Raw genomic sequence first — 19,575 nt, 5'->3', positions numbered from 1 at the left:
AAACGCACCCGGCGGACATCGCTTGGTGCGTTTTTTATTGCCTGTATCGATATATACGAGGGGATGCGCATGAGTTGGAAGATTTCGGACTGGCGCGTGGGGACCAAGTTGGGCATCAGCTTTACGGCGCTGGTGTTGTTGTCTGCATTGCTCGGCCTGGTGGCCTGGTTGCAGCTGTCCAGCATTCATGCTGCGGGCCGTGAGGTTTCCGAAGTGGCGCTGCCCAGTGTCTACAACGCAGCCTCCATGCGCTCCGAGTACAACCGGCTGCGCCGCCATGAGGCAGGCATCGCCACCGCTCGCACCTTGGTCGAGATCGAAGGTTACGAGCAGCAGATCCAGCAGCGCCTGAAAACCATTGCCGAGCAGGAGAAGGTAGTCCATGAGCTGATTGCCAGCCCGCCGCTGCGCGAGGCCTACGAGGGCTATCAGGCCAACAAGGCGAATTTCCTGAAGCTGCACGAGCAGTTGCTGGCGCGGGCACGCGATGGCGACTACAACACCGTGGACAGCCAGGCAGGTATGGCCGACGAGCTGGGGCTGTTTTTTGCAGGGCTGTCCGAACAGGCCTTCAGCCAGCTGGCGGAAAGCACGGGCAAGCTGATGACGCTGCAGCTCGAGAACGCGGCTCAGGCCCAGCAGGCCGAAAAGTCCAGTTTCGAGCTGGCCCGCTACTGGCTGCTCGGTACGCTGGCGCTGGTGGTGCTGTTTGCCGCCGTGGTCGGCATTGCGATGACACGCGCCATCACGGCTCCTGTGGCCACGGCAGTTGAGCTGGCGCAGGCCGTGGCTGCCGGCAGGCTGGGCATGGTGGTGAAGAACCAGCGCCGCGATGAAATGGGCTTGCTGCTCAATGCGCTGGAAGACATGCGTCGGCAACTGTCCTCCGTGGTCCAGGATGTGCGCGGCAATGCCCATGGCGTGGCCCTTGCGTCCAGCGAAATCGCTCAGGGCAATGCGGATCTTTCGGCGCGCACCGAAAGCCAGGCCAGCGCCCTGGAGGAAACGGCGGCCTCCATGGAGCAACTGGGTTCGACCGTGCGCCAGAACGCCGACAATGCCCAGACAGCCAATCAAATGGCAAAGAATGCCTCCGATGTCGCGGGTCGAGGCGGGGATGTGGTTGCCCAGGTGGTGGACACCATGAAGGGCATCAACGACAGCAGCCGCCAGATCGCCGACATCATCGGCGTCATTGACTCGATTGCCTTCCAGACCAATATCCTGGCCCTGAATGCGGCCGTGGAAGCCGCGCGTGCCGGCGAGCAAGGCCGTGGCTTTGCCGTGGTGGCGGGCGAGGTGCGCACGCTGGCCCAGCGCAGCGCCGAGGCGGCCAAGGAAATCAAGCAGCTCATCCATGCCAGCGTGGAGCGCGTGGAGCAAGGCTCGCAACTGGTGGACAAGGCCGGTGACACCATGGCCGAAATCGTGACGGCCATAGGCCGCGTGACCGACATCATGGGCGAGATCAGCGCGGCCAGTCGCGAACAGAGCCAGGGCGTGGCCCAGGTGGGTGAAGCCGTCACCCAGATGGATCAGACCACGCAGCAGAATGCGGCCCTTGTGGAGCAGAGTGCGGCGGCCGCCGATTCTTTGCAGCGCCAGGCCAAGGCGCTGGTCGATTCGGTGGCGATTTTTCAGTTGGGGAATCAGGCACAGAGCTTTGCCGCTGCGGCGCTGAAAAATCGGGTCGAGCCGGTTGCAAAGGCCGGCATGAGCGCTGGCCCGCGGGCTGCGGCGTTAGCCGATCAAGGCCCGGGCAAGGCTGTGCCTGCGCCGGTCAAAACGGCTCAGCCCGCCTTGAGCAATGACCAGGATTGGGAGCAGTTCTGAGGTCGAGGTATTGCCGGTTTCAACGGCTTCCGTCTCAAAACCCCGATAGCGAATGCTGTCGGGTTTTTTTACAAGCTTTCCTCAAACTGTCTTGATATTGATCAAGAAGAGGGGTGGCTTGATGCTTTTTCAAGGCTATGTAGGTTGCCATGGCATCGAGAATCTCTGTTGTCACTGATTGGTAACTTTCAGTAACTCAAGTGCGGCGTAAGTGACTGCCTACATGACTGTAGGCTCGTGAAGATAGGCAAGGAATATGAAACTGGAAACAATTGAAAACATATAAACCGGTATCAAGGACCATTCCATCTCTGGTATGCCGCTCAGAGAGATATTTCCCGATCGAGCAGAAACATTGAATCCTTGCGCTTCGTGGGCATGGATTCAAAAGAAGTATTTATAAAAACTAATTGGTAATAGAGGGAGGTGCAATCAATGAAAAGCATCAAAATCTCCACGCGGATTCTCGGTACGTTCGGGGTTCTGGTCTTGCTGCTGGTCGTGGTGGTTGCCATGGCATTGCTGCAGCTGCGCTCCATGCGCTCCAGTGCTGAAACCATCACCGGCAATGCCCTGCCCAGTGTGGAAGTGATCAATACACTCAATACCGACCTGGCGCGCACCCGCTTGCTCGAGTTGCGGCATGTCAATAATGACGAGACCGGCTATATGGCTCAGGTGGAAGCTCAATTCGAGCAATTGCAGAAACACCTGGCGGAGGCAAAAAAGCTCTATGAACCTTTGATTGTCACTGCCGAGGAGCGCGAGTTCTACACGCAGTTCCTGCGCGAGAGAGAGCATTATGTGGAGTTGAACAAGCAACTGTTCGAAATTTCGCGTCGAGGCGATAAAGAGCAGGCCAAGCAACTGCTGGGAGGCGAATCTCTCAAGCTCTATGAACAGTCTTCGGCGACCCTGCAAAAGCTGATCAAGTTCAACAGCGATGTGGCCAAGGGCGAGACTCTGGCTTCGGAGAGGGTTTACGACCGGGCTGTGAGCATGCTTGCCTTGGCTGCCTTGATTGCGGTGCTGGTGGCTGCAGGGGCAGGCATCTGGCTGGTGCGTTCCATCCGTGCGCCGCTGGAGCAGGCGGTGCAGGCCGCGGACCGTGTGGCCAATGGGGATCTGAGCGGCGTCATCCGCGTGGAGCGAGAGGACGAAACAGGCCGCTTGCTTAGCGCCCTGGAGCGTATGCAAAGCAGTCTGGTGCAGACCGTGCGCTCGGTACGCCAGAACGCGGAAGGCGTGGCCTCGGCCAGTTCGCAGATTGCCTCGGGCAATGCTGATCTCTCCGGTCGCACCGAGGAGCAGGCCAGTGCGCTGGAGGAAACCGCCGCCTCCATGGAGCAGCTGGGCTCTACCGTGCGCCAGAACGCCGACAACGCCCGTGCCGCCAATCAGATGGCGGTGAATGCTTCCCAGGTGGCAGCGCATGGCGGTGCCGTGGTGGCCGAAGTGGTGGAAACCATGAAGGGCATCAACAACAGCAGCCAGCAGATTGCCGACATCATCACCGTCATCGACTCCATCGCCTTCCAGACCAATATTCTGGCGCTGAATGCGGCCGTGGAAGCAGCGCGCGCCGGTGAGCAGGGCCGTGGTTTTGCCGTGGTGGCGGGCGAGGTGCGTACCCTGGCCCAGCGCAGTGCCGAAGCTGCCAAGGAAATCAAGGCCTTGATCAGCACCAGCGTGCAGCGGGTGGAGCAGGGCACGCAGCTGGTGGACAAGGCCGGTGCCACCATGGCCGACATCGTGTCGGCGATCAGCCGGGTGACGGATTTGATGGCCGAGATCAGTGCCGCCAGCCAGGAGCAGAGCCAGGGTGTGGCCCAGGTTGGCGAGGCGGTGACGCAGATGGATCAGACGACGCAGCAAAACGCGGCGCTGGTGGAGGAAAGTGCTGCAGCCGCTGGTGCGCTGCGCAAGCAGGCGCAGGATCTGGTTCAGGCTGTGGCGGTTTTCCAGCTACCTGCCAGTGCGCTTTATGACCAGGCACCCAAGGCTGCAGCCCGTGCAGCGGCGCCGGCCGTGGTCGCCGCTGCCACCCCGGCGCGTCAGGCAGCTGTCCGTCGTGTGGCCCCCCGTCCTGCCCCCATGCCGGCAGCCCCGCGCTCTTTGATGGGGGGCGCTGTTGCTGGCGAATCCGCTCCTACCCGCAATGCGCAAAAGTCCTCGCTGGATGAGGATGACTGGGAAACCTTCTGAATGTCTCCTGGAGTCTGAGCTTCAAGGCCGCTGCAAAGCGGCCTTTTTTTGTCTCCACCTTCAGGCCTTGCGCAGTGGACTATGGGATTGCAGCTCTTCCACATATTGAGCCATGCCTTCGCTCTCACGCTGCAGGAAACGCTCGATGGCATCGGCAAAAGCGGGATGGGCCACCCAATGGGCGCTCGGTGTTTCCACGGGCAGCAGCGCGCGGGCCATCTTGTGCTCGCCCTGGGCGCCGCCCTCGAAGCGGGCAAAGCCGTTGGCGATGCACCATTCGATGGGCTGGTAGTAGCAGGCTTCGAAATGCAAGCTGTCGATCCGTTCCAGAGCGCCCCAGTAGCGGCCATAGGCGACCTTGTTATTGATAGCTGCTTGCGCCTGTCTATCCTCAAAAAACAATGGTTTTGATGCTGAAACCGTTGATTGCAAAGCGTTAATAGCTATCAAACTTGAGGCTACAGACTGTCCGTCGCGCTCGGCGATGAACATCACCCAGTTCTCGGGCATGGCCGAGGCCATGGAGGCAAAGAACTCCGGTGTCAGATACGGCGGGTTGCCATGCTCCAGGTAGGTGCGCTCATAGCAGCGGTAGAAGAAGGACCAGTCCTGCGCACCGATGTCGCTACCCTGCATGGCTTTGAAGCTCACGCCGGCTTCGCGTATCTTGCGCCGCTCCTGGCGGATTTTCTTGCGCTTTTCCTGGTTCAGAGAGCCCAGGAAGTCGTCGAAGTCCTTCCAGCGGGACGGTGTTGTCGCAGTGCCGGCGCAGGTCTGCATGCTGGCGTGCTCTGCCTCTACGGGCAGTGTGGTGCTCGCCGCAGGGAGCGCGGGCGGCGTGTTCGTCCAGTGAAACTGCACCGTGCTGCGCTGCATCCAGCCGGCTGCGGCGCAGGCAGCAAGATCGTCGGCATCGCCAAACAGCAGGTGCAGCGATGACAGTTGCTGCTCGGCTGCCCAGGCCTGGACGGCATGCACCAGCGCCACGCGCAGTGCCTGGCTGCGTGCCAGCAGGCGGGAGCCTGGCACGGGCGTGAAGGGGACGGCCAGCAATCCCTTGGGGTAGTAAGGCAGGCCATGCTGCTGATAGGCGCGCGCCCAGGCCCAGTCAAACACATATTCGCCGTAGGAGTGGGTCTTGATATAGAGGGGGCAGGCCGCCAGCAGCTCATCGCCGTCCCAGACGGTGATGACCCGGGCGATCCAGCCGGTATCGGGCGTGGCGCTGCCGCTTTGCTCCATGGCTGCCAGGTATTCGTGGCGCATGAAGGGCGTGGGCGTGGATTGAGAGGCCAGCAGCACATTCCAGGTTTGTGCGTCCAGCTGCTGCACGCTGGCAAGCACGCGAGTGATAATCTTGTTTTCGGCCATGCCCTGATTGTCGCGGGGGCTGGTGGCCTCACCGCCTAGCTTGCTTTTCATGACGCTTTCCATTTGCTGTGCCCAACGCAATTTTGTTGTGGGAGACCTCTCTGGCAATGTCCAGAAAATCATCGCCGCTGCTGCTGAAGCTTATGCCAACGGTGCCCGCCTGCTGCTCACGCCCGAGCTTGCCCTGTGTGGCTACGCGGCTGAGGACCTGTATCTGCGTCCGGCATTTTTGGAAGCCTGCGATGCGGCCCTGCAGCAGTTGCAGCAAGCCAGTGCCCAATGGCCGGGGCTGGCGCTGGTCATCGGTCACCCGCAGCGCGATGAGCAAGGTGAGAAACTGTTCAACGCTGCCAGCGTGCTGCGCGATGGTCAGCAGATTGCGCGCTATTTCAAGCAACTGCTGCCCAACTTTGGCGTGTTCGACGAACAGCGCTACTTTGCGGCCGGTGAGGAAAGCTGTGTCTTCGAGCTGGATGGGATCCAGGTCGGACTGCTGATTTGCGAAGACGCCTGGCATGCCGGCCCTGCGCGGGCGGCCGTGGCCGCAGGCGCCCAGTTGCTGGCCGTCATCAATGCCTCGCCGTTCCATAGCGGCAAACCCTCCGAGCGCGAGGCGGTGATTGCGCAGCGCGCCATGGAAAATGCGGTTCCCCTGGTCTATGCCCATCTGGTGGGCGGCCAGGACGAGGTCGTGTTCGACGGCTGCTCGTTTGCGGTGGACGTCAGCGGTCAGGTGGCGGCGCGTGCGGCGGCCTTCGAGGAAGAGCTGCCCATGATGGCTGCGCAGCTGGTGGATGGGCGCGTGAAGCTGATGGGGCAAGTCAAGCCCCAGCTGAACCACCATCATGCGCTTTGGTCGGCGCTGGTGCTGTCCGTGCGCGACTATGTGGGCAAGAACCGTTTTCCGGGTGCGCTTATCGGCCTGTCGGGCGGCATGGATTCGGCCCTGGTGCTGGCCATTGCCGTGGATGCGCTGGGTGCGGACAAGGTGCGCACGGTCATGATGCCTTCGCCCTATACGGCCGATATCAGCTGGCTTGATGCGCGCGAAATGTCCGAGCGCGTGGGCGTGCAGCACGAAGAGATCGATATCGCGCCGCAGTTCGAAGCATTCAAGGCAGCGCTGGCTGGCACTTTTGCCGGACGCGCCGAAGACACGACCGAGGAAAACCTGCAAGCCCGTATTCGCGGCACCCTGCTGATGGCCATGAGCAACAAGTTTGGCTCCATCGTGCTGACCACGGGCAACAAGAGCGAGATGTCCACCGGCTACTGCACGCTGTACGGCGACATGGCCGGCGGTTTTGCCGTCATCAAGGATGTGTTCAAGACCGAGGTGTTTGCGCTGGCACGCTGGCGCAATGCCAACGATCCCTTCGGCACGGGGCTCGATCCCATTCCCGAGCGCATCATCACGCGTCCGCCCAGCGCCGAGCTGCGCCCCGATCAGAAGGATCAGGACAGCCTGCCGGACTACGAGGTGCTGGATGCCATCGTGTCCCGTTACATGGAAAACAACGAGAGCATAAGCTCCATCGTCGCCGAGGGTTTTGCGCCTGCGGATGTGGAGCGGGTCACGCGTCTGATACAAATCAACGAGTACAAGCGTCGCCAGGCGCCGGTCGGTCCACGTCTGACAATGCGCAGCTTTGGCAAGGACTGGCGCTACCCCATCACCAACAAATTTCGCGCCTGAGGTTCTGCCTCCGGTGTTTTGCCGATTTCAATCCATTGAGGAACTAGCCCCATGAAAATGATTACCGCCGTCATCAAGCCCTTCAAGCTCGAGGAAGTGCGCGAGGCCCTGGCCGAGTGTGGGGTGAATGGTCTGACCGTGACCGAAGTCAAGGGTTTTGGCCGCCAGAAAGGCCATACCGAGCTCTATCGTGGCGCGGAGTATGTGGTGGATTTTCTGCCCAAGGTGAAGATCGAAGTCGTGGTGCGAGATGAAGACGTGGACCACTGCGTGGATGCTGTCGTCAACGTCGCGCGCACCGGCAAGATTGGTGACGGCAAGATCTTCATCACCCCCGTGGAGCGCGTGGTGCGCATCCGTACGGGTGAGCTGGACGACACGGCTGTCTAAGTCGCCATGTCACGCCCCAGTCATGCGCCCCAGGCAAAAAGCCAGACCTTGAGTCTGGCTTTTTTCATGGTCTGGGGCCGGGTGTGCGCACTGTCGGCAGCGCTACGGGCCGACGGATGACGCCCTGCAGTGTTTTTCAGGGCTCAGATTACCGAGCGCAGAGGCGGTGTATCCAGCTGGCTGCCGGCATTCTGGACGAGATTTTGCAGCAGGGCCGAGGTGTCGCTGCTGCTTTCGACCAGGCCCATCTGCCACTCGCCCATGAAGCCGTTGCCCACGCAGGACTGAAGAAACTGCAGCATGGCGTCGTAATAGCCATCCACATTGAGAATGCCGACGGGCTTGTCGTGGTAGCCCAGCTGTCGCCAGGTCCAGACTTCGAACAGCTCCTCAAACGTGCCGATGCCGCCGGGCAGGGCCACGAAGGCATCGCTGCGCTCGGCCATCATGGCCTTGCGTTCGTGCATGTTCTTGACGATGTGCAGTTCGTCGCAGGCCTGGTTGGCCAGCTCCTTGTCGACCAGTGCCTGAGGGATGATGCCGACGACACGGCCGCCAGCTTGTTGCGTGGCTTCGGCCACCACGCCCATCAGGCCGCTGCGTCCACCGCCATAGACCAGCTGGCCGCCGCGCGAGCCTATCCATTGGCCCACGGCCTTGGCGACTTCGGTGAATTGAGGGTTGGTGCCGGGGCGTGAGCCGCAGTACACGCAAATGGAAAAAGCGGGTTGAGTCATACGATGAAACGGTGATAAAGAGCGGCAGCCCAGACGGCTCCGCAAAGGCACAGGGCCAGAAATACAGCAGCGCTGCCCATGTCCTTGGCTTTCTTGGACAGCTCGTGCCATTCGGGCCCAATACGGTCTATGGCTGCCTCTATGCCGGTATTGAGCAATTCCACAATGAGCACCAGGATGACGGTGCCGGCCAGCAGCGCTGTCTGCTCCCAGCTCTGGCCCAGCCAGAGCGCCAGAGGAATCATGACGGCAGCACAGATTGCTTCTTGCTGGAATGCTTTTTCATGCCAGCCGGCCTTGAGGCCAGCCAGTGAGTAGCCGCCGGCATGTAGCACCCGGGACAGTCCGGTACGGCTTTTTTGCGGGTTGACGGGGTCGGGTGAGGAGGTACTCATGGAGGGGCGGGTCAGCGGATGCGTTTGGGAGTGGGGGCCTGATGCACCAGCTGGGTGCCGGCCCAGGCGTCGTGCCAGAACTGCTTTCTGGGGTGAAAGCGGCTCAGCAGCGCCCAGATCAGAATCCAGCCCATGAGCAGCACCAGAACCTCCAGTGGCGGCAGGCCCAACGGGTAGAGCAGGGCCAGCGGTGGCAGCCACCACATCCAGCTGGCTGCGTAACGCAGCAGGGCGCGGGTTTGCGTCAGGGGCCGACCTTGGGTATCGACCACGCGGATATGCCAGGTCTTCATGGCCAGCGTCTGGCCCTTGCTCCAGAACCAGACAAAGTAGATCCCCAGCACCACCAGCATGAAGGCCTGCAGCAGATGCCGATTGTCGAGTGCATTGCGCGTCTGAGACAACGTTCCGAACAAATAGCCGGCGATGAACACCACGCCAAACAAAAGCATGCCTTCATAAAGCCAGCAAGCCATGCGGCGACGCAGGCTTGGTGCTATGAAGTCAGGAGTCGATGAGGCTGCCGGCCGGGTGTCTTGCTGCATGAGGGCATTGTAGGGCTCAGGTCAGCGGGCTTGGCGCTCGGTTGCCGCACCGACACTGTCATTGGTGCGCGTCTTGACTTGGCGCATCCAGCGGAGGCAGGGTGATCGGGGTGGCGCGAGGAATGTCCACGGGAGCCGTCTCCACAATCACCGAGGGCGTACGGATGGGGTGCGTCTCCACCATGGCTGGTGTTGCGGGCACGGGCGGTGGTGGGTGATGAATGGTTGCGGGTGGAATCTTGGGCAGATTCGGCACCGTATTGGGGGAGGCCGTGGCAGCAGGAATGCGCGCCAGCTTCTTGGAAGGCACGGGCTTGATGGCCGGTGCGGCGCTTACCACCTTGGGAGTGGCGCGGGCGGCCAGCAGTCGCTTTTCTTCATCGCTCAGAGCCTGGTAGGCCTCCCACTGGGCTTGCTTGTCAGTCGCGAGCTTGTTGGTAATGGCGAAATTCAGCCGGGCCTGGTTGCGCTGGGCAGCACTCAGGCCGGACCAGGCTTCCATGCGGTCATGAAGCTTTTGCTGTTCGCGCTCGCTGAGTTTGTCAAAGCCATCCGCCAGGGCAATCCAGCGGCGCTTCTGCACCGAGCCGATCATGGCCCAGCGCTCTTGCAGCGGCTGCAGAATCTCGCGCTGGTGGCTGCTGAGTTCGCCCCAGCGTGGACCCGAGGCCTGCGCCGAGGCTCTCTGGCGCGTGGACGGGTCTGCATGCATGGATCTGGATGCAGCTACCGTGGCGGGGGGGACGGAGCTGGGTGCCAGCCTGACTTGCTGTACGACATTCCATCCTGTCCAGCTCAAGGCCACCAACAACAGCGCCGCCATGATGGCGGCGGTGTTGTCGGGTTTCAGGAGGGAGCGCTTCTCAGTGGGCATCAAGGCAGAGGTGGCAGGCTGTTTAGTGTTCTGATGGGGTGGCTGCCGAGGTCTTGAGGTACTGGATGAAGCCAGGGTCAGAGTAGGCAGCAGGGGGCAGATCATCGGTCAGCAAGGCTGTATCGACCTCGGTGACTTCGCTTAGCATACTTTGTTCGGTGTCGGAGTTGTAGATTACCAGGCCCGCAATGAGTGCAAAAACGGGGATGGCCGAGACCAGGGTGCGCCACCAGCCGTTACCCTCGTCGGGGTTGCCCAGTGTCAGGGTACTGCCCTGGGCAGATGCTGCAGTACTGGTCTGAACGCGCAGTACAGACGCTTCGCGGCGACGTATGGACACGGCTTGCTCGCGGGAGGCGCGCAGGCGTTCGGTAATTTCGTAAGGGAGCAAGGCTTCGCCCTCGCTCAGGCGGGCAGTGATTTGACGGGCGATGCGGTCGGCGGTCTGTTCTTGCCGGAGGGTGGGCGCGGATTTCATAACTCGATTCCTTTGGCCTTGAGTGCCTTGCTCAATGTTTGAATGGCGCGGAAACAATGGGTTTTGACGCTGCCTTCAGAGCAACCCATGGCGGCAGCAGTCTCTGCGACATCCATCTCTTCCCAGTAACGCATGAGAAAGGCCTCGCGTTGACGCGCAGGCAGCTCCTGTATCTCTTTTTCTATGCTTTGCAGTGTCTGCTTGCGTTCGGTCAGGCTCTCGGCGTTGCTGGCGGCGGATTCGTCGCTGTTGGTGGCATAGGTTTCCAGCCAGTCGAAGTCGCTGTCCCCGTCTACGGAAGACTCCAGGTCGCTGAAGTGAGTGAAAACGGCTTTCTGGGTCTTCTGGCGGCGAAACCAGTCAAGAGTGCTGTTCGACAGAATGCGCTGGAACAGCATGGGCAGTTCATTGACCGGTTTGTCCCCATAGTGCTGGGCCAGTTTGAGCATGCTGTCCTGCACGATATCCAGGGCGGCCTCCTCGTCGCGGACATGGAAAACGCTGCGTTTGAAGGCGCGCTTTTCAACGTCTTTGAGGAATGCAGACAGTTCTTGTTCTGTGGCCAAGAGAGAGTAACCCTGGAGAAAGCGGGAGTTAGGTAGTGGCGAAAGCGGCAGATTATCGCATCCGATGATGTTTTTTTGTGTACTGCATTTGAAGGTCTTGTTGCAGTGCGATAATGATCTTCAACTTAAAGAAGCAAACGGATCACGGTCCGGCGTATACACAAACGTCCATGGCATGTGGTCTTAAGTCCTAAACCGGCCTCACAAGGGCTTCAGGCTAAGGGCACCGAAGGTTTTTCGTTAGAGAAATTCACAAAGGTTGATCATGGAAATCTCCAAAGCCGAGCTGGCCTCTGCAGCCGCCGCATCATCCCCCAAGAGCGCCCAGGAATTGATGGGCTCCGAAATCCTCATCAAGTCTCTTCAGGCTGAAGGTGTCAAGCACCTGTGGGGTTACCCTGGCGGGGCAGTTCTCTATATTTACGACGCGCTCTACAAGCAGGACAGCATTCAGCATGTGCTGGTGCGCCACGAGCAGGCGGCCGTGCATGCAGCCGACGGTTTTGCGCGTGCCACCGGTGAGGTGGGCGTGGCGCTGGTGACTTCCGGCCCCGGCCTGACCAATGCGGTAACGGGCATTGCCACCGCCTATACCGACTCCATCCCCATGGTGGTGATTGCGGGTCAGACATCGACCAATTACATCGGTACCGACGCGTTTCAAGAGTGCGACACAGTGGGCATCACGCGTCCCATCGTCAAGCACAACTTCCTGGTCAAGGATGTGCGCGAGCTGGCCGAGACCATGAAAAAGGCTTTCCACATCGCCCGCACCGGCCGTCCCGGCCCTGTGGTGGTGGATATTCCCAAGGATGTGTCCTTCAAGAAGGCGCTGTACACGGGCTATCCTGAAAAAGTGGAAATGCGCTCGTACAACCCCGTCAAAAAGGGACATGCAGGCCAGATCCGCAAGGCCTTGCAGCTGCTGCTGACGGCCAAGCGCCCTTATATCTACACCGGCGGCGGCGTGCTGCTGGGCAATGCCTGCAACGAGCTGCGTCAGCTGGTGGACATGCTGGGCTACCCGGTCACGAATACGCTGATGGGCCTGGGCGCCTACCCGGCCAGCGACAAGAAGTTCCTGGGCATGCTGGGCATGCACGGCACCATCGAAGCCAACAATGCCATGCAGAACTGCGATGTGCTGCTGGCCGTGGGTGCGCGCTTTGACGATCGCGTGATCGGCAATCCCAAGCATTTCATGTCGGTGGAGCGCAAGATCATCCATATCGACATCGATCCTTCCTCCATCTCCAAGCGCGTGAAGGTGGATGTGCCTATCGTGGGCGATGTCAAGGACGTGCTCAACGAGCTGATCGCCATGCTGCGCGAGTCGGCACAGCGCCCCGATGAGGCGGCTTTGGGCCAATGGTGGAGCACCATCGAAGGCTGGCGCAGCCGCGACTGCCTGAGCTACGACAAGTCCAACACCGAAGTCATCAAGCCCCAGTACGTGGTCGACACGCTGTGGAACATGACCAAGGATGCCGACGCCTACATCACCTCCGATGTGGGCCAGCACCAGATGTGGGCGGCGCAGTATTACCGCTTCGATGAACCCCGTCGCTGGATCAACTCCGGCGGTCTGGGCACCATGGGCGTGGGCCTGCCTTACGCCATGGGCATCAAGCTGGCCAAGCCCGACTCCGAAGTCTTCTGCATCACGGGCGAAGGCTCGATCCAGATGAATATCCAGGAGCTGGCCACCTGCAAGCAGTACAACACCCCGGTGGTCATCTGTGCGCTGAACAACCGCTTCCTGGGTATGGTGCGCCAGTGGCAGGAAATTGAATACTCGGGTCGCTACTCAAGCAGCTATATGGATTCGCTGCCCGACTTCGTGAAGCTGGCCGAGGCCTTTGGCCATCGTGGCCTGCTGATCGAGAAGCCTGCCGATGTCGAGGCTGCGCTGCGCGAGGCGCGCCGTATCGTGCGCGAGGAAAGCAAGACGGTCTTCCTGGACTTCCGCACCGATCCGACCGAGAACGTGTTCCCCATGGTGCAAGCCGGCCGTGGCATCACGGAAATGCTGCTGGGCGCCGACGATCTGTGATGCCGGGTAGCCGGTTTTGAAAAAATCGGCCTCAAGCACTTACATATCAAGCACAAGCAGCTATATTTTAAATAGCATTTTTTGACGAATCTATTGTCCGCCGAGCCTGGCACTTACCGGTGTCAGGGGAGGGCGGCGAAAAGAGGAATCTCCCAATGAAACACATTATTGCCGTGCTGCTCGAGAACGAGCCTGGAGCACTGTCGCGCGTCGTGGGCCTGTTTTCCGCCCGTGGCTACAACATCGAATCCCTGACTGTCGCACCGACTGAGGACCCCTCGCTGTCGCGCATGACCATCCTCACCACGGGCTCGGACGATGTGATTGAGCAAATCACAAAGCACCTGAATCGACTGATTGAAGTGGTTAAAGTGGTGGACCTGACCGAAGGTGCCTACACCGAGCGCGAGCTGATGATGGTCAAGGTGCGTGCCGTGGGCAAGGAACGCGAGGAAATGAAGCGCATGGCGGACATCTTCCGCGGTCGCATCATCGACGTGACCGAGAAGAGCTACACCGTGGAGCTGACCGGCGACCAGTCCAAGAACGACGCCTTCCTGCAAGCCATTGATCGCACTGCCATCCTTGAGACCGTTCGCACAGGCGCCTCGGGTATTGGTCGTGGCGAACGCATTCTGCGTGTCTAATGGCTGCGTTGCACCACTTTTGAATCTGAACAAACCTTTTTAACCCCCTCAAGATAAGAGACCTGGAGCCATCATGAAAGTTTTCTACGACAAGGACTGTGACCTGAGCCTGATCAAGGGCAAGACTGTTGCCATCATCGGCTACGGCAGCCAAGGCCACGCACATGCTCAAAACCTGAACGACAGCGGCGTGAAGGTTGTGGTCGGTCTGCGCAAGGGCGGCTCTTCCTGGGACAAGGTCGGCAAGGCCGGTCTGACCGTGATGGAAGTGAACGACGCGGTGAAGGCTGCCGACGTGGTCATGATCCTGCTGCCCGACGAGAACATCCCCGAGGTGTACAAGAACAACGTCGAGCCCAACATCAAGTCCGGCGCTACCCTGGCTTTCGCTCACGGCTTCAACGTGCACTACAACCAGGTCGTGCCCCGCGCCGATCTGGATGTGATCATGGTCGCCCCCAAGGGCCCCGGCCACACCGTGCGCTCCGAATACCTGAAGGGCGGCGGCGTGCCTTCCCTGATCGCCATCTACCAGGACAAGTCCGGCAAGGCCCGTGACGTGGCCCTGTCCTATGCTTCCGCCAACGGCGGCGGCAAGGGTGGCATCATCGAAACCAACTTCAAGGAAGAAACCGAGACCGACCTGTTCGGCGAGCAGGCCGTGCTGTGCGGCGGTGCCGTGGAACTGGTGAAGATGGGCTTCGAGACGCTGACCGAAGCTGGCTACGCTCCCGAAATGGCTTACTTCGAGTGCCTGCACGAGCTCAAGCTGATCGTTGACCTGATGTATGAAGGCGGCATCGCCAACATGAACTACTCCATCTCCAACAACGCGGAGTATGGCGAGTACGTGACCGGCCCCGAAGTCATCAACGAAGAATCCCGCAAGGCCATGCGCAACGCCCTCAAGCGCATCCAGAGCGGTGAATACGCCAAGATGTTCATCAGCGAAGGTCGTTTGAACTATCCTTCGATGACTGCCCGTCGTCGCCAGAACGCCGACCATGCCATCGAGCAAGTGGGCGGCCAGCTGCGCTCCATGATGCCCTGGATCTCCAAGAACAAGCTGGTCGACCAGACCCGCAACTAATGCAGGCAGGTCATTCGGCGCGAGCCGGATGACTGCGCTTGGGCAAGAGGCCACCTTTGAGGTGGCCTTTTTTCATTCCGGATGCGATCTGTGTGGCGGGTACACTGGTGGCAGGGACATGGCCATGATGGCCATGCTTGAAATACTATCGTTTTAATAGCTGCATGCAGTTGACATGCAAGCACTGGAGGTCTGTTTGATGCAAAACAGCAATGATTCTGCCGATCTGAGTGGAATGCCGCGCAAGCCGCGCAAAGGCATTTATGTGCTGCCCAATCTGTTCACGCTGGCAGCGCTGTTTGGCGGTTTCTACGCCATCGTCATGGCCATGAACAACAAGTTCGAGCTGGCGGCCGTGGGCGTTTTCTGCGCCATGGTGCTCGACAGTCTTGACGGTCGCGTGGCGCGCATGACGCACACGCAAAGCGCGTTCGGTGAGCAGATGGACTCGCTCTCCGACATGGTGTCCTTCGGTGCCGCGCCCGCGCTGATTGCTTATGAATGGGCCTTGCGTCCCCTGGGGCGCTGGGGCTGGATTGCCGCCTTTGTGTATTGCGCCTGCGCCGCATTGCGCCTGGCGCGCTTCAACGTGAATACGGCCGTGGTGGACAAGCGCTATTTCCAGGGCATGCCTTCGCCTGCGGCTGCGGCCCTGGTGGCGGGCTTTATCTGGCTGACCAGTGCGCTGATGGTTTCCCATCGTGATGTACCCATCTTCGGCGATGTGATTTCCTGGTTTGGCGGCTATCCCACGGACAGGGCCGATCTCTCCTGGATCATGTTCGCCATCACGCTGTTCGCAGGTCTGACCATGGTCACCAATATTCCCTATTACAGCTTCAAGGACATCGGCGGCGCCAAGAGCATGCCGTTCGTCTCGCTGGTGGTGGTGGCCCTGCTGATGGCCGTGGTCAGCATCGAGCCTGCAACCATGCTCTTCCTGGTGTTTGTCGGCTACTCGGTCTCGGGCTATGTGATCTATGTCTGGCGCCGTGCCAAGGGTGAGCAGGTCAGCATTGTGGCGACCTCCAAGGACGAGCCCGATGAGCGTGGTCTGCACGACGATTGAAGCGCGGCCCCAAAAAATCCTGGCCCTGTCAACTTTTCTTGTGTTAAAGTGAGCCGCATGCAAAACCTGTCGCTAGCTCTACTACTAATGTCCAACGGGCAGAGAAAGTAGCGCGCGCGTACAAACACACCCTACTTGGCGGCCCGTAGCATCAGCGACGGGCCGTTTTTGCTTTTGGGCGTCGCTGGAGCTGGGTTCAATTTCCTCTAATTTCGACTAAAGAGACTCACCATGTTGCAAAACCCTTCCACCAAATACCGCGCTTTCGCCCCCGTGCGTCTGACCGATCGCACCTGGCCCGACGCGGTCATCACCAAGCCCCCGGTCTGGTGCAGCGTGGATCTGCGTGACGGCAACCAGGCCCTGATCGAGCCCATGGACATCGAGCGCAAGGTGCGCATGTTCGAGCAACTGGTGAAGATCGGTTTCAAGGAAATTGAAGTCGGCTTTCCTTCGGCCTCGCAGATCGAGTTCGACTTCATGCGCAAGCTCATCGAGGAAAACCGCATTCCCGACGACGTGACCGTGCAGGTGCTGACCCAGGCGCGTGAGCACCTGATTCGCCGCACCTTCGAAGCGCTCGAAGGTGTGCCCCGCGCCATCGTCCACCTCTACAACGCCACGGCTCCCGTGATGCGCCGCGTGGTGCTGAACATGACTGAAGACGAGATTGTGGAATTGGCTGTGACCAATGCCCAGATGTTCAAGGACATCGCGGCCCAGCACCCCAACACCAAATGGACCTTCCAGTACTCGCCCGAAATGTATTCGGACACCGAGCTGGAGTTCTCCAAGCGCGTGATAGACGCCGTCACCGACGTCTGGCAGCCCACGCCCGAGAACAAGTGCATCATCAATCTGCCCACCACCGTGGAGCACTCAACGCCTAATATCTTTGCCGACATGGTGGAGTGGACGCATCGCAACATCAAGCGCCGTGACAGCGTGGTGATCTCGGTCCATCCGCATAACGACCGCGGCACGGGAACGGCGGCTGCCGAGCTGTCCCTGATGGCCGGCGCGGACCGCCTGGAAGGTTGCCTGTTCGGCAACGGCGAGCGCACCGGCAATCTGGACGTGGTGAATGTGGCGCTCAATATGTATATCCAGGGCGTGAACCCCGGCCTGGATTTCTCCGACATCGACGATATCCGCGCAACGGTTGAGCATTGCAACCAGTTGCCCGTGCATCCTCGTCACCCTTACGTGGGTGACTTGGTCTACACCTCCTTCTCCGGCTCCCACCAGGACGCCATCAAGAAGGCTTTCGCCGCCCACAAGGAAGGCGATATCTGGGATATGCCTTATCTGCCCATCGATCCCAAGGACCTGGGACGCAGCTATGAGGCAGTGATTCGCGTGAACAGCCAGTCGGGCAAGGGTGGTATTGCCTATCTGCTCGAGAGCGAATATGGGCTTCAGCTGCCTCGCCGCCTGCAGATCGAGTTCAGCCAGGTCGTGCAGCGCGAGATGGATGCCAGCGGCAAGGAATTGTCGGCTGCGGATCTGTGGGAGCTGTTCCAGCGCGAATATGGGGTCAACACTGTCAAGGCTCCTCAATATCGCCTGAGCGAGGCAGATGGCGTTGTCAATATGACTTCCCACATAGAGATCGCCGGAGAAAAGTATTTTTTGGAAGGCGAAGGTACGGGCCCCATTGATGCCTTCGTGCAGGCGCTGTCGGCTAACGTCGGCCGCAATGTGCGCGTGCTCAACTATGCCGAGCATGCGATTGGCGAGGGAGCGAATGCCAAGGCGATTGCCTATGTGGAGCTGCGCGTGGATGACGCTCAGGTCTGCTATGGCGTCGGGGTCGATGCCAATATCGTTTCTGCCTCGTTGCGCGCCATCATCTCGGGAGTGCAGCGCGTCCCTGCTGTCGCCGAAGAGGCGGTAGCCGCATAAAAGGTTCAAAGCCGGTGTCGCCAAAAGCGCACCGGCTTTTTTGTCGGCAATCCTCCAGTCAAAACAGGCGTCTACCGGCGCCATTACATAGAGAGTCCCCACCATGTCCGATCAGCTCATTATTTTTGACACCACCTTGCGTGACGGCGAGCAGTCGCCCGGCGCATCCATGACGCGCGATGAAAAGCTGCGCATTGCACGCCAGCTGGAGCGCCTCAAGGTCGATGTGATCGAGGCAGGGTTTGCCGCGGCATCCAATGGTGACTTCGAGTCCATCCAGGCCATTGCGCGTGCCATCAAGGACTCCACAGTCTGCTCGCTCTCCCGCGCCAACGACCGCGACATCGCGCGTGCGGCCGAGTCCTTGAAGGGTGCCAACCGCGCTCGCATTCACACCTTCATCGCCACCAGTCCGCTGCACATGGAGAAAAAGCTGCGCATGACACCCGAGCAGGTGCTGGAGCAGGCCAAGCAGGCCGTGCGCTTCGGGCGCAATCTCATCGAAGACATCGAATTCAGCGCGGAGGACGGCTATCGCAGCGAACCCGATTTTCTGGCGCGCGTGATCGAGGCCGTCATCAAGGAGGGTGCAACCACCATCAACGTGCCCGACACCGTGGGCTACGCGATTCCCGAGCTTTATGGCGAGTTCATTCGCAACTTGCGCGAGCGCGTGCCCAACAGCGACAAGGCCGTCTGGTCCGTGCATTGCCACAACGACCTGGGCATGGCGGTTGCCAATTCGCTGGCGGGCGTGAAGATCGGCGGCGCGCGCCAGATCGAATGCACCATCAACGGGCTGGGCGAGCGTGCAGGTAACTGCTCACTTGAAGAAGTAGTCATGGCCATCAAGACGCGCAAGGATTACTTTGGTCTCGACGTGAATATCGATACCCAGCATATCGTGGCCGCCAGCCGCCTGGTCAGCCAGACCACGGGCTTTGTGGTTCAGCCCAACAAGGCGGTGGTGGGAGCCAATGCCTTTGCCCATGCCTCTGGCATTCATCAGGATGGCGTGCTCAAGGCGCGTGATACCTACGAAATCATGCGTGCCGAGGATGTGGGCTGGGCGGCCAACAAGATCGTGCTGGGCAAGCTCAGCGGTCGCAACGCCTTCAAGCAGCGCCTGCAGGAGCTGGGGGTGGAACTGGACAGCGAAGCTGCCATCAACCAGGCCTTCACGCGCTTCAAGGAACTCGCGGATCGGAAGAGCGAAATCTTTGATGAGGACATTCTGGCGCTGGTGAATGCCGAAGGCGCGGAGCACCAGGACAATCAGTTCCAGTTCATTTCGCTGGCCCAGCAGAGCGAAACGGGTGAGCGCCCACATGCAAGCGTGGTCTTCAGCAATGCAGGTCGGGAAATCAAGGCCAGCTCCGAGGGCAATGGTCCGGTCGATGCCTCGTTCAAGGCCATCGAGTCCGAAGTCAAGAGCGGTGCCGAAATGGTGCTGTATTCCGTCAATGCCATCAGCGGCTCAACCGAGAGTCAGGGCGAGGTGACGGTGCGCCTGCAACGCAGTGGTCGCATCGTCAACGGAGTGGGTGCTGACCCCGATATTGTGGTCGCATCGGCCAAGGCATATCTGAGCGCTTTGAACAAATTGCATAGCAATCAGGAAGTTGTTGCAGCACAAGGTTGACTGCTGGATTTATAATTTCACTCAGATTATCGAGAAGGTTGTGCAAGTGCTTGTCACTGCACAACTTTTTTGATTGAAT

The 19,575-nt window shown here is 60.1% G+C and carries 17 protein-coding genes; 10 read left to right on the top strand and 7 right to left on the bottom strand.

Translation table 11 applies throughout. The features are described 5' to 3' along the window. The first annotated feature begins 69 nt into the window (after window positions 1-69). Together AAIL66_RS10365 and AAIL66_RS10360 are read left to right on the top strand one after the other, a co-directional pair. Window positions 70-1,833 carry a methyl-accepting chemotaxis protein gene (locus tag AAIL66_RS10365; RefSeq protein ID WP_343496663.1) on the top strand — a complete coding sequence of 588 codons (1,764 nt, stop codon included), beginning with the start codon at window positions 70-72 and terminating at the stop codon, window positions 1,831-1,833. Window positions 1,834-2,268: 435 nt separating this feature from the next. Beyond that, window positions 2,269-4,038: a methyl-accepting chemotaxis protein gene (locus AAIL66_RS10360; protein ID WP_343496662.1), complete on the top strand. Its 1,770-nt coding sequence runs from the start codon at window positions 2,269-2,271 to the stop codon at window positions 4,036-4,038. Window positions 4,039-4,098: 60 nt separating this feature from the next. Here the strand turns inward: AAIL66_RS10360 and AAIL66_RS10355 are convergent, their stop codons facing one another. After that, window positions 4,099-5,460, bottom strand: coding sequence for a GNAT family N-acetyltransferase (locus AAIL66_RS10355; protein WP_343496661.1), 1,362 nt, complete (start codon window positions 5,458-5,460; stop codon window positions 4,099-4,101). On the opposite strand from AAIL66_RS10355, the gene AAIL66_RS10350 reads away from it, so the two are divergent. Together AAIL66_RS10350 and AAIL66_RS10345 are read left to right on the top strand one after the other, a co-directional pair. Next, complete coding sequence (locus tag AAIL66_RS10350) at window positions 5,459-7,105, top strand: NAD+ synthase (protein ID WP_343496660.1); 1,647 nt, start codon at window positions 5,459-5,461, stop codon at window positions 7,103-7,105. The two genes, AAIL66_RS10355 and AAIL66_RS10350, sit on opposite strands and share 2 nt — an antisense overlap. 51 nt (window positions 7,106-7,156) lie before the next feature. Beyond that, a complete protein-coding gene (locus AAIL66_RS10345; protein ID WP_343496659.1) occupies window positions 7,157-7,495 on the top strand; it encodes a P-II family nitrogen regulator in 339 nt (112 codons plus the stop codon). A gap of 143 nt (window positions 7,496-7,638) precedes the next feature. Here AAIL66_RS10345 and AAIL66_RS10340 read toward each other — a convergent pair whose 3' ends face one another. Genes AAIL66_RS10340 through AAIL66_RS10315 form a run of 6 tightly spaced genes read right to left on the bottom strand, consistent with a single transcriptional unit; the run spans window position 7,639 to window position 11,090 of the window. Continuing rightward, a complete protein-coding gene (locus AAIL66_RS10340; protein WP_034356985.1) occupies window positions 7,639-8,232 on the bottom strand; it encodes a TIGR00730 family Rossman fold protein in 594 nt (197 codons plus the stop codon). After that, window positions 8,229-8,627 carry a diacylglycerol kinase gene (locus AAIL66_RS10335; RefSeq protein WP_034356988.1) on the bottom strand — a complete coding sequence of 133 codons (399 nt, stop codon included), beginning with the start codon at window positions 8,625-8,627 and terminating at the stop codon, window positions 8,229-8,231. The genes AAIL66_RS10340 and AAIL66_RS10335 overlap by 4 nt, the downstream gene beginning before the upstream one ends. An 11-nt stretch (window positions 8,628-8,638) precedes the next feature. Beyond that, on the bottom strand, window positions 8,639-9,172 hold the full coding sequence (locus AAIL66_RS10330; protein ID WP_034356991.1) for an RDD family protein: 534 nt from the start codon (window positions 9,170-9,172) through the stop codon (window positions 8,639-8,641). A 58-nt stretch (window positions 9,173-9,230) separates the two neighbouring features. Then, complete coding sequence (locus tag AAIL66_RS10325; RefSeq protein WP_034356994.1) at window positions 9,231-10,046, bottom strand: DUF3106 domain-containing protein; 816 nt, start codon at window positions 10,044-10,046, stop codon at window positions 9,231-9,233. Between the two features lie 22 nt (window positions 10,047-10,068). Next, a complete protein-coding gene (locus AAIL66_RS10320) occupies window positions 10,069-10,524 on the bottom strand; it encodes a DUF3619 family protein (RefSeq protein WP_034356997.1) in 456 nt (151 codons plus the stop codon). Then, window positions 10,521-11,090, bottom strand: a complete 570-nt coding sequence (locus tag AAIL66_RS10315) for an RNA polymerase sigma factor (RefSeq protein ID WP_003066234.1) — start codon at window positions 11,088-11,090, stop codon at window positions 10,521-10,523. Before AAIL66_RS10315 ends, AAIL66_RS10320 begins: the two co-directional genes overlap by 4 nt. A 265-nt stretch (window positions 11,091-11,355) precedes the next feature. Between AAIL66_RS10315 and AAIL66_RS10310 the strand changes: the two genes are divergently transcribed. From AAIL66_RS10310 to AAIL66_RS10285, 6 genes are all read left to right on the top strand, one after another. Further along, entirely contained in the window at window positions 11,356-13,143 is a 1,788-nt protein-coding gene (locus AAIL66_RS10310; protein WP_034383852.1) for an acetolactate synthase 3 catalytic subunit, read from the top strand. Between the two features lie 155 nt (window positions 13,144-13,298). Then, window positions 13,299-13,790 (top strand): acetolactate synthase small subunit, encoded by a 492-nt coding sequence (gene ilvN / locus AAIL66_RS10305; protein WP_003056638.1) that lies wholly within the window; start codon window positions 13,299-13,301, stop codon window positions 13,788-13,790. Window positions 13,791-13,863: 73 nt separating this feature from the next. Further along, on the top strand, window positions 13,864-14,880 hold the full coding sequence (ilvC, locus tag AAIL66_RS10300) for a ketol-acid reductoisomerase (protein ID WP_003056637.1): 1,017 nt from the start codon (window positions 13,864-13,866) through the stop codon (window positions 14,878-14,880). A 199-nt stretch (window positions 14,881-15,079) separates the two neighbouring features. Beyond that, complete coding sequence (gene pssA / locus AAIL66_RS10295) at window positions 15,080-15,949, top strand: CDP-diacylglycerol--serine O-phosphatidyltransferase (protein WP_003056635.1); 870 nt, start codon at window positions 15,080-15,082, stop codon at window positions 15,947-15,949. A 231-nt stretch (window positions 15,950-16,180) separates the two neighbouring features. Continuing rightward, complete coding sequence (gene leuA / locus AAIL66_RS10290) at window positions 16,181-17,854, top strand: 2-isopropylmalate synthase (RefSeq protein ID WP_034393178.1); 1,674 nt, start codon at window positions 16,181-16,183, stop codon at window positions 17,852-17,854. Window positions 17,855-17,957: 103 nt separating this feature from the next. Beyond that, window positions 17,958-19,496: a 2-isopropylmalate synthase gene (locus tag AAIL66_RS10285; RefSeq protein WP_343496658.1), complete on the top strand. Its 1,539-nt coding sequence runs from the start codon at window positions 17,958-17,960 to the stop codon at window positions 19,494-19,496. The last annotated feature ends 79 nt before the right edge of the window (window positions 19,497-19,575 follow it).

This window comes from Comamonas sp. F1-6, from assembly GCF_039581415.1.
GTDB lineage: Bacteria > Pseudomonadota > Gammaproteobacteria > Burkholderiales > Burkholderiaceae_C > Comamonas > Comamonas thiooxydans.
This window is presented reverse-complemented; position numbering and strand designations above follow the sequence as displayed.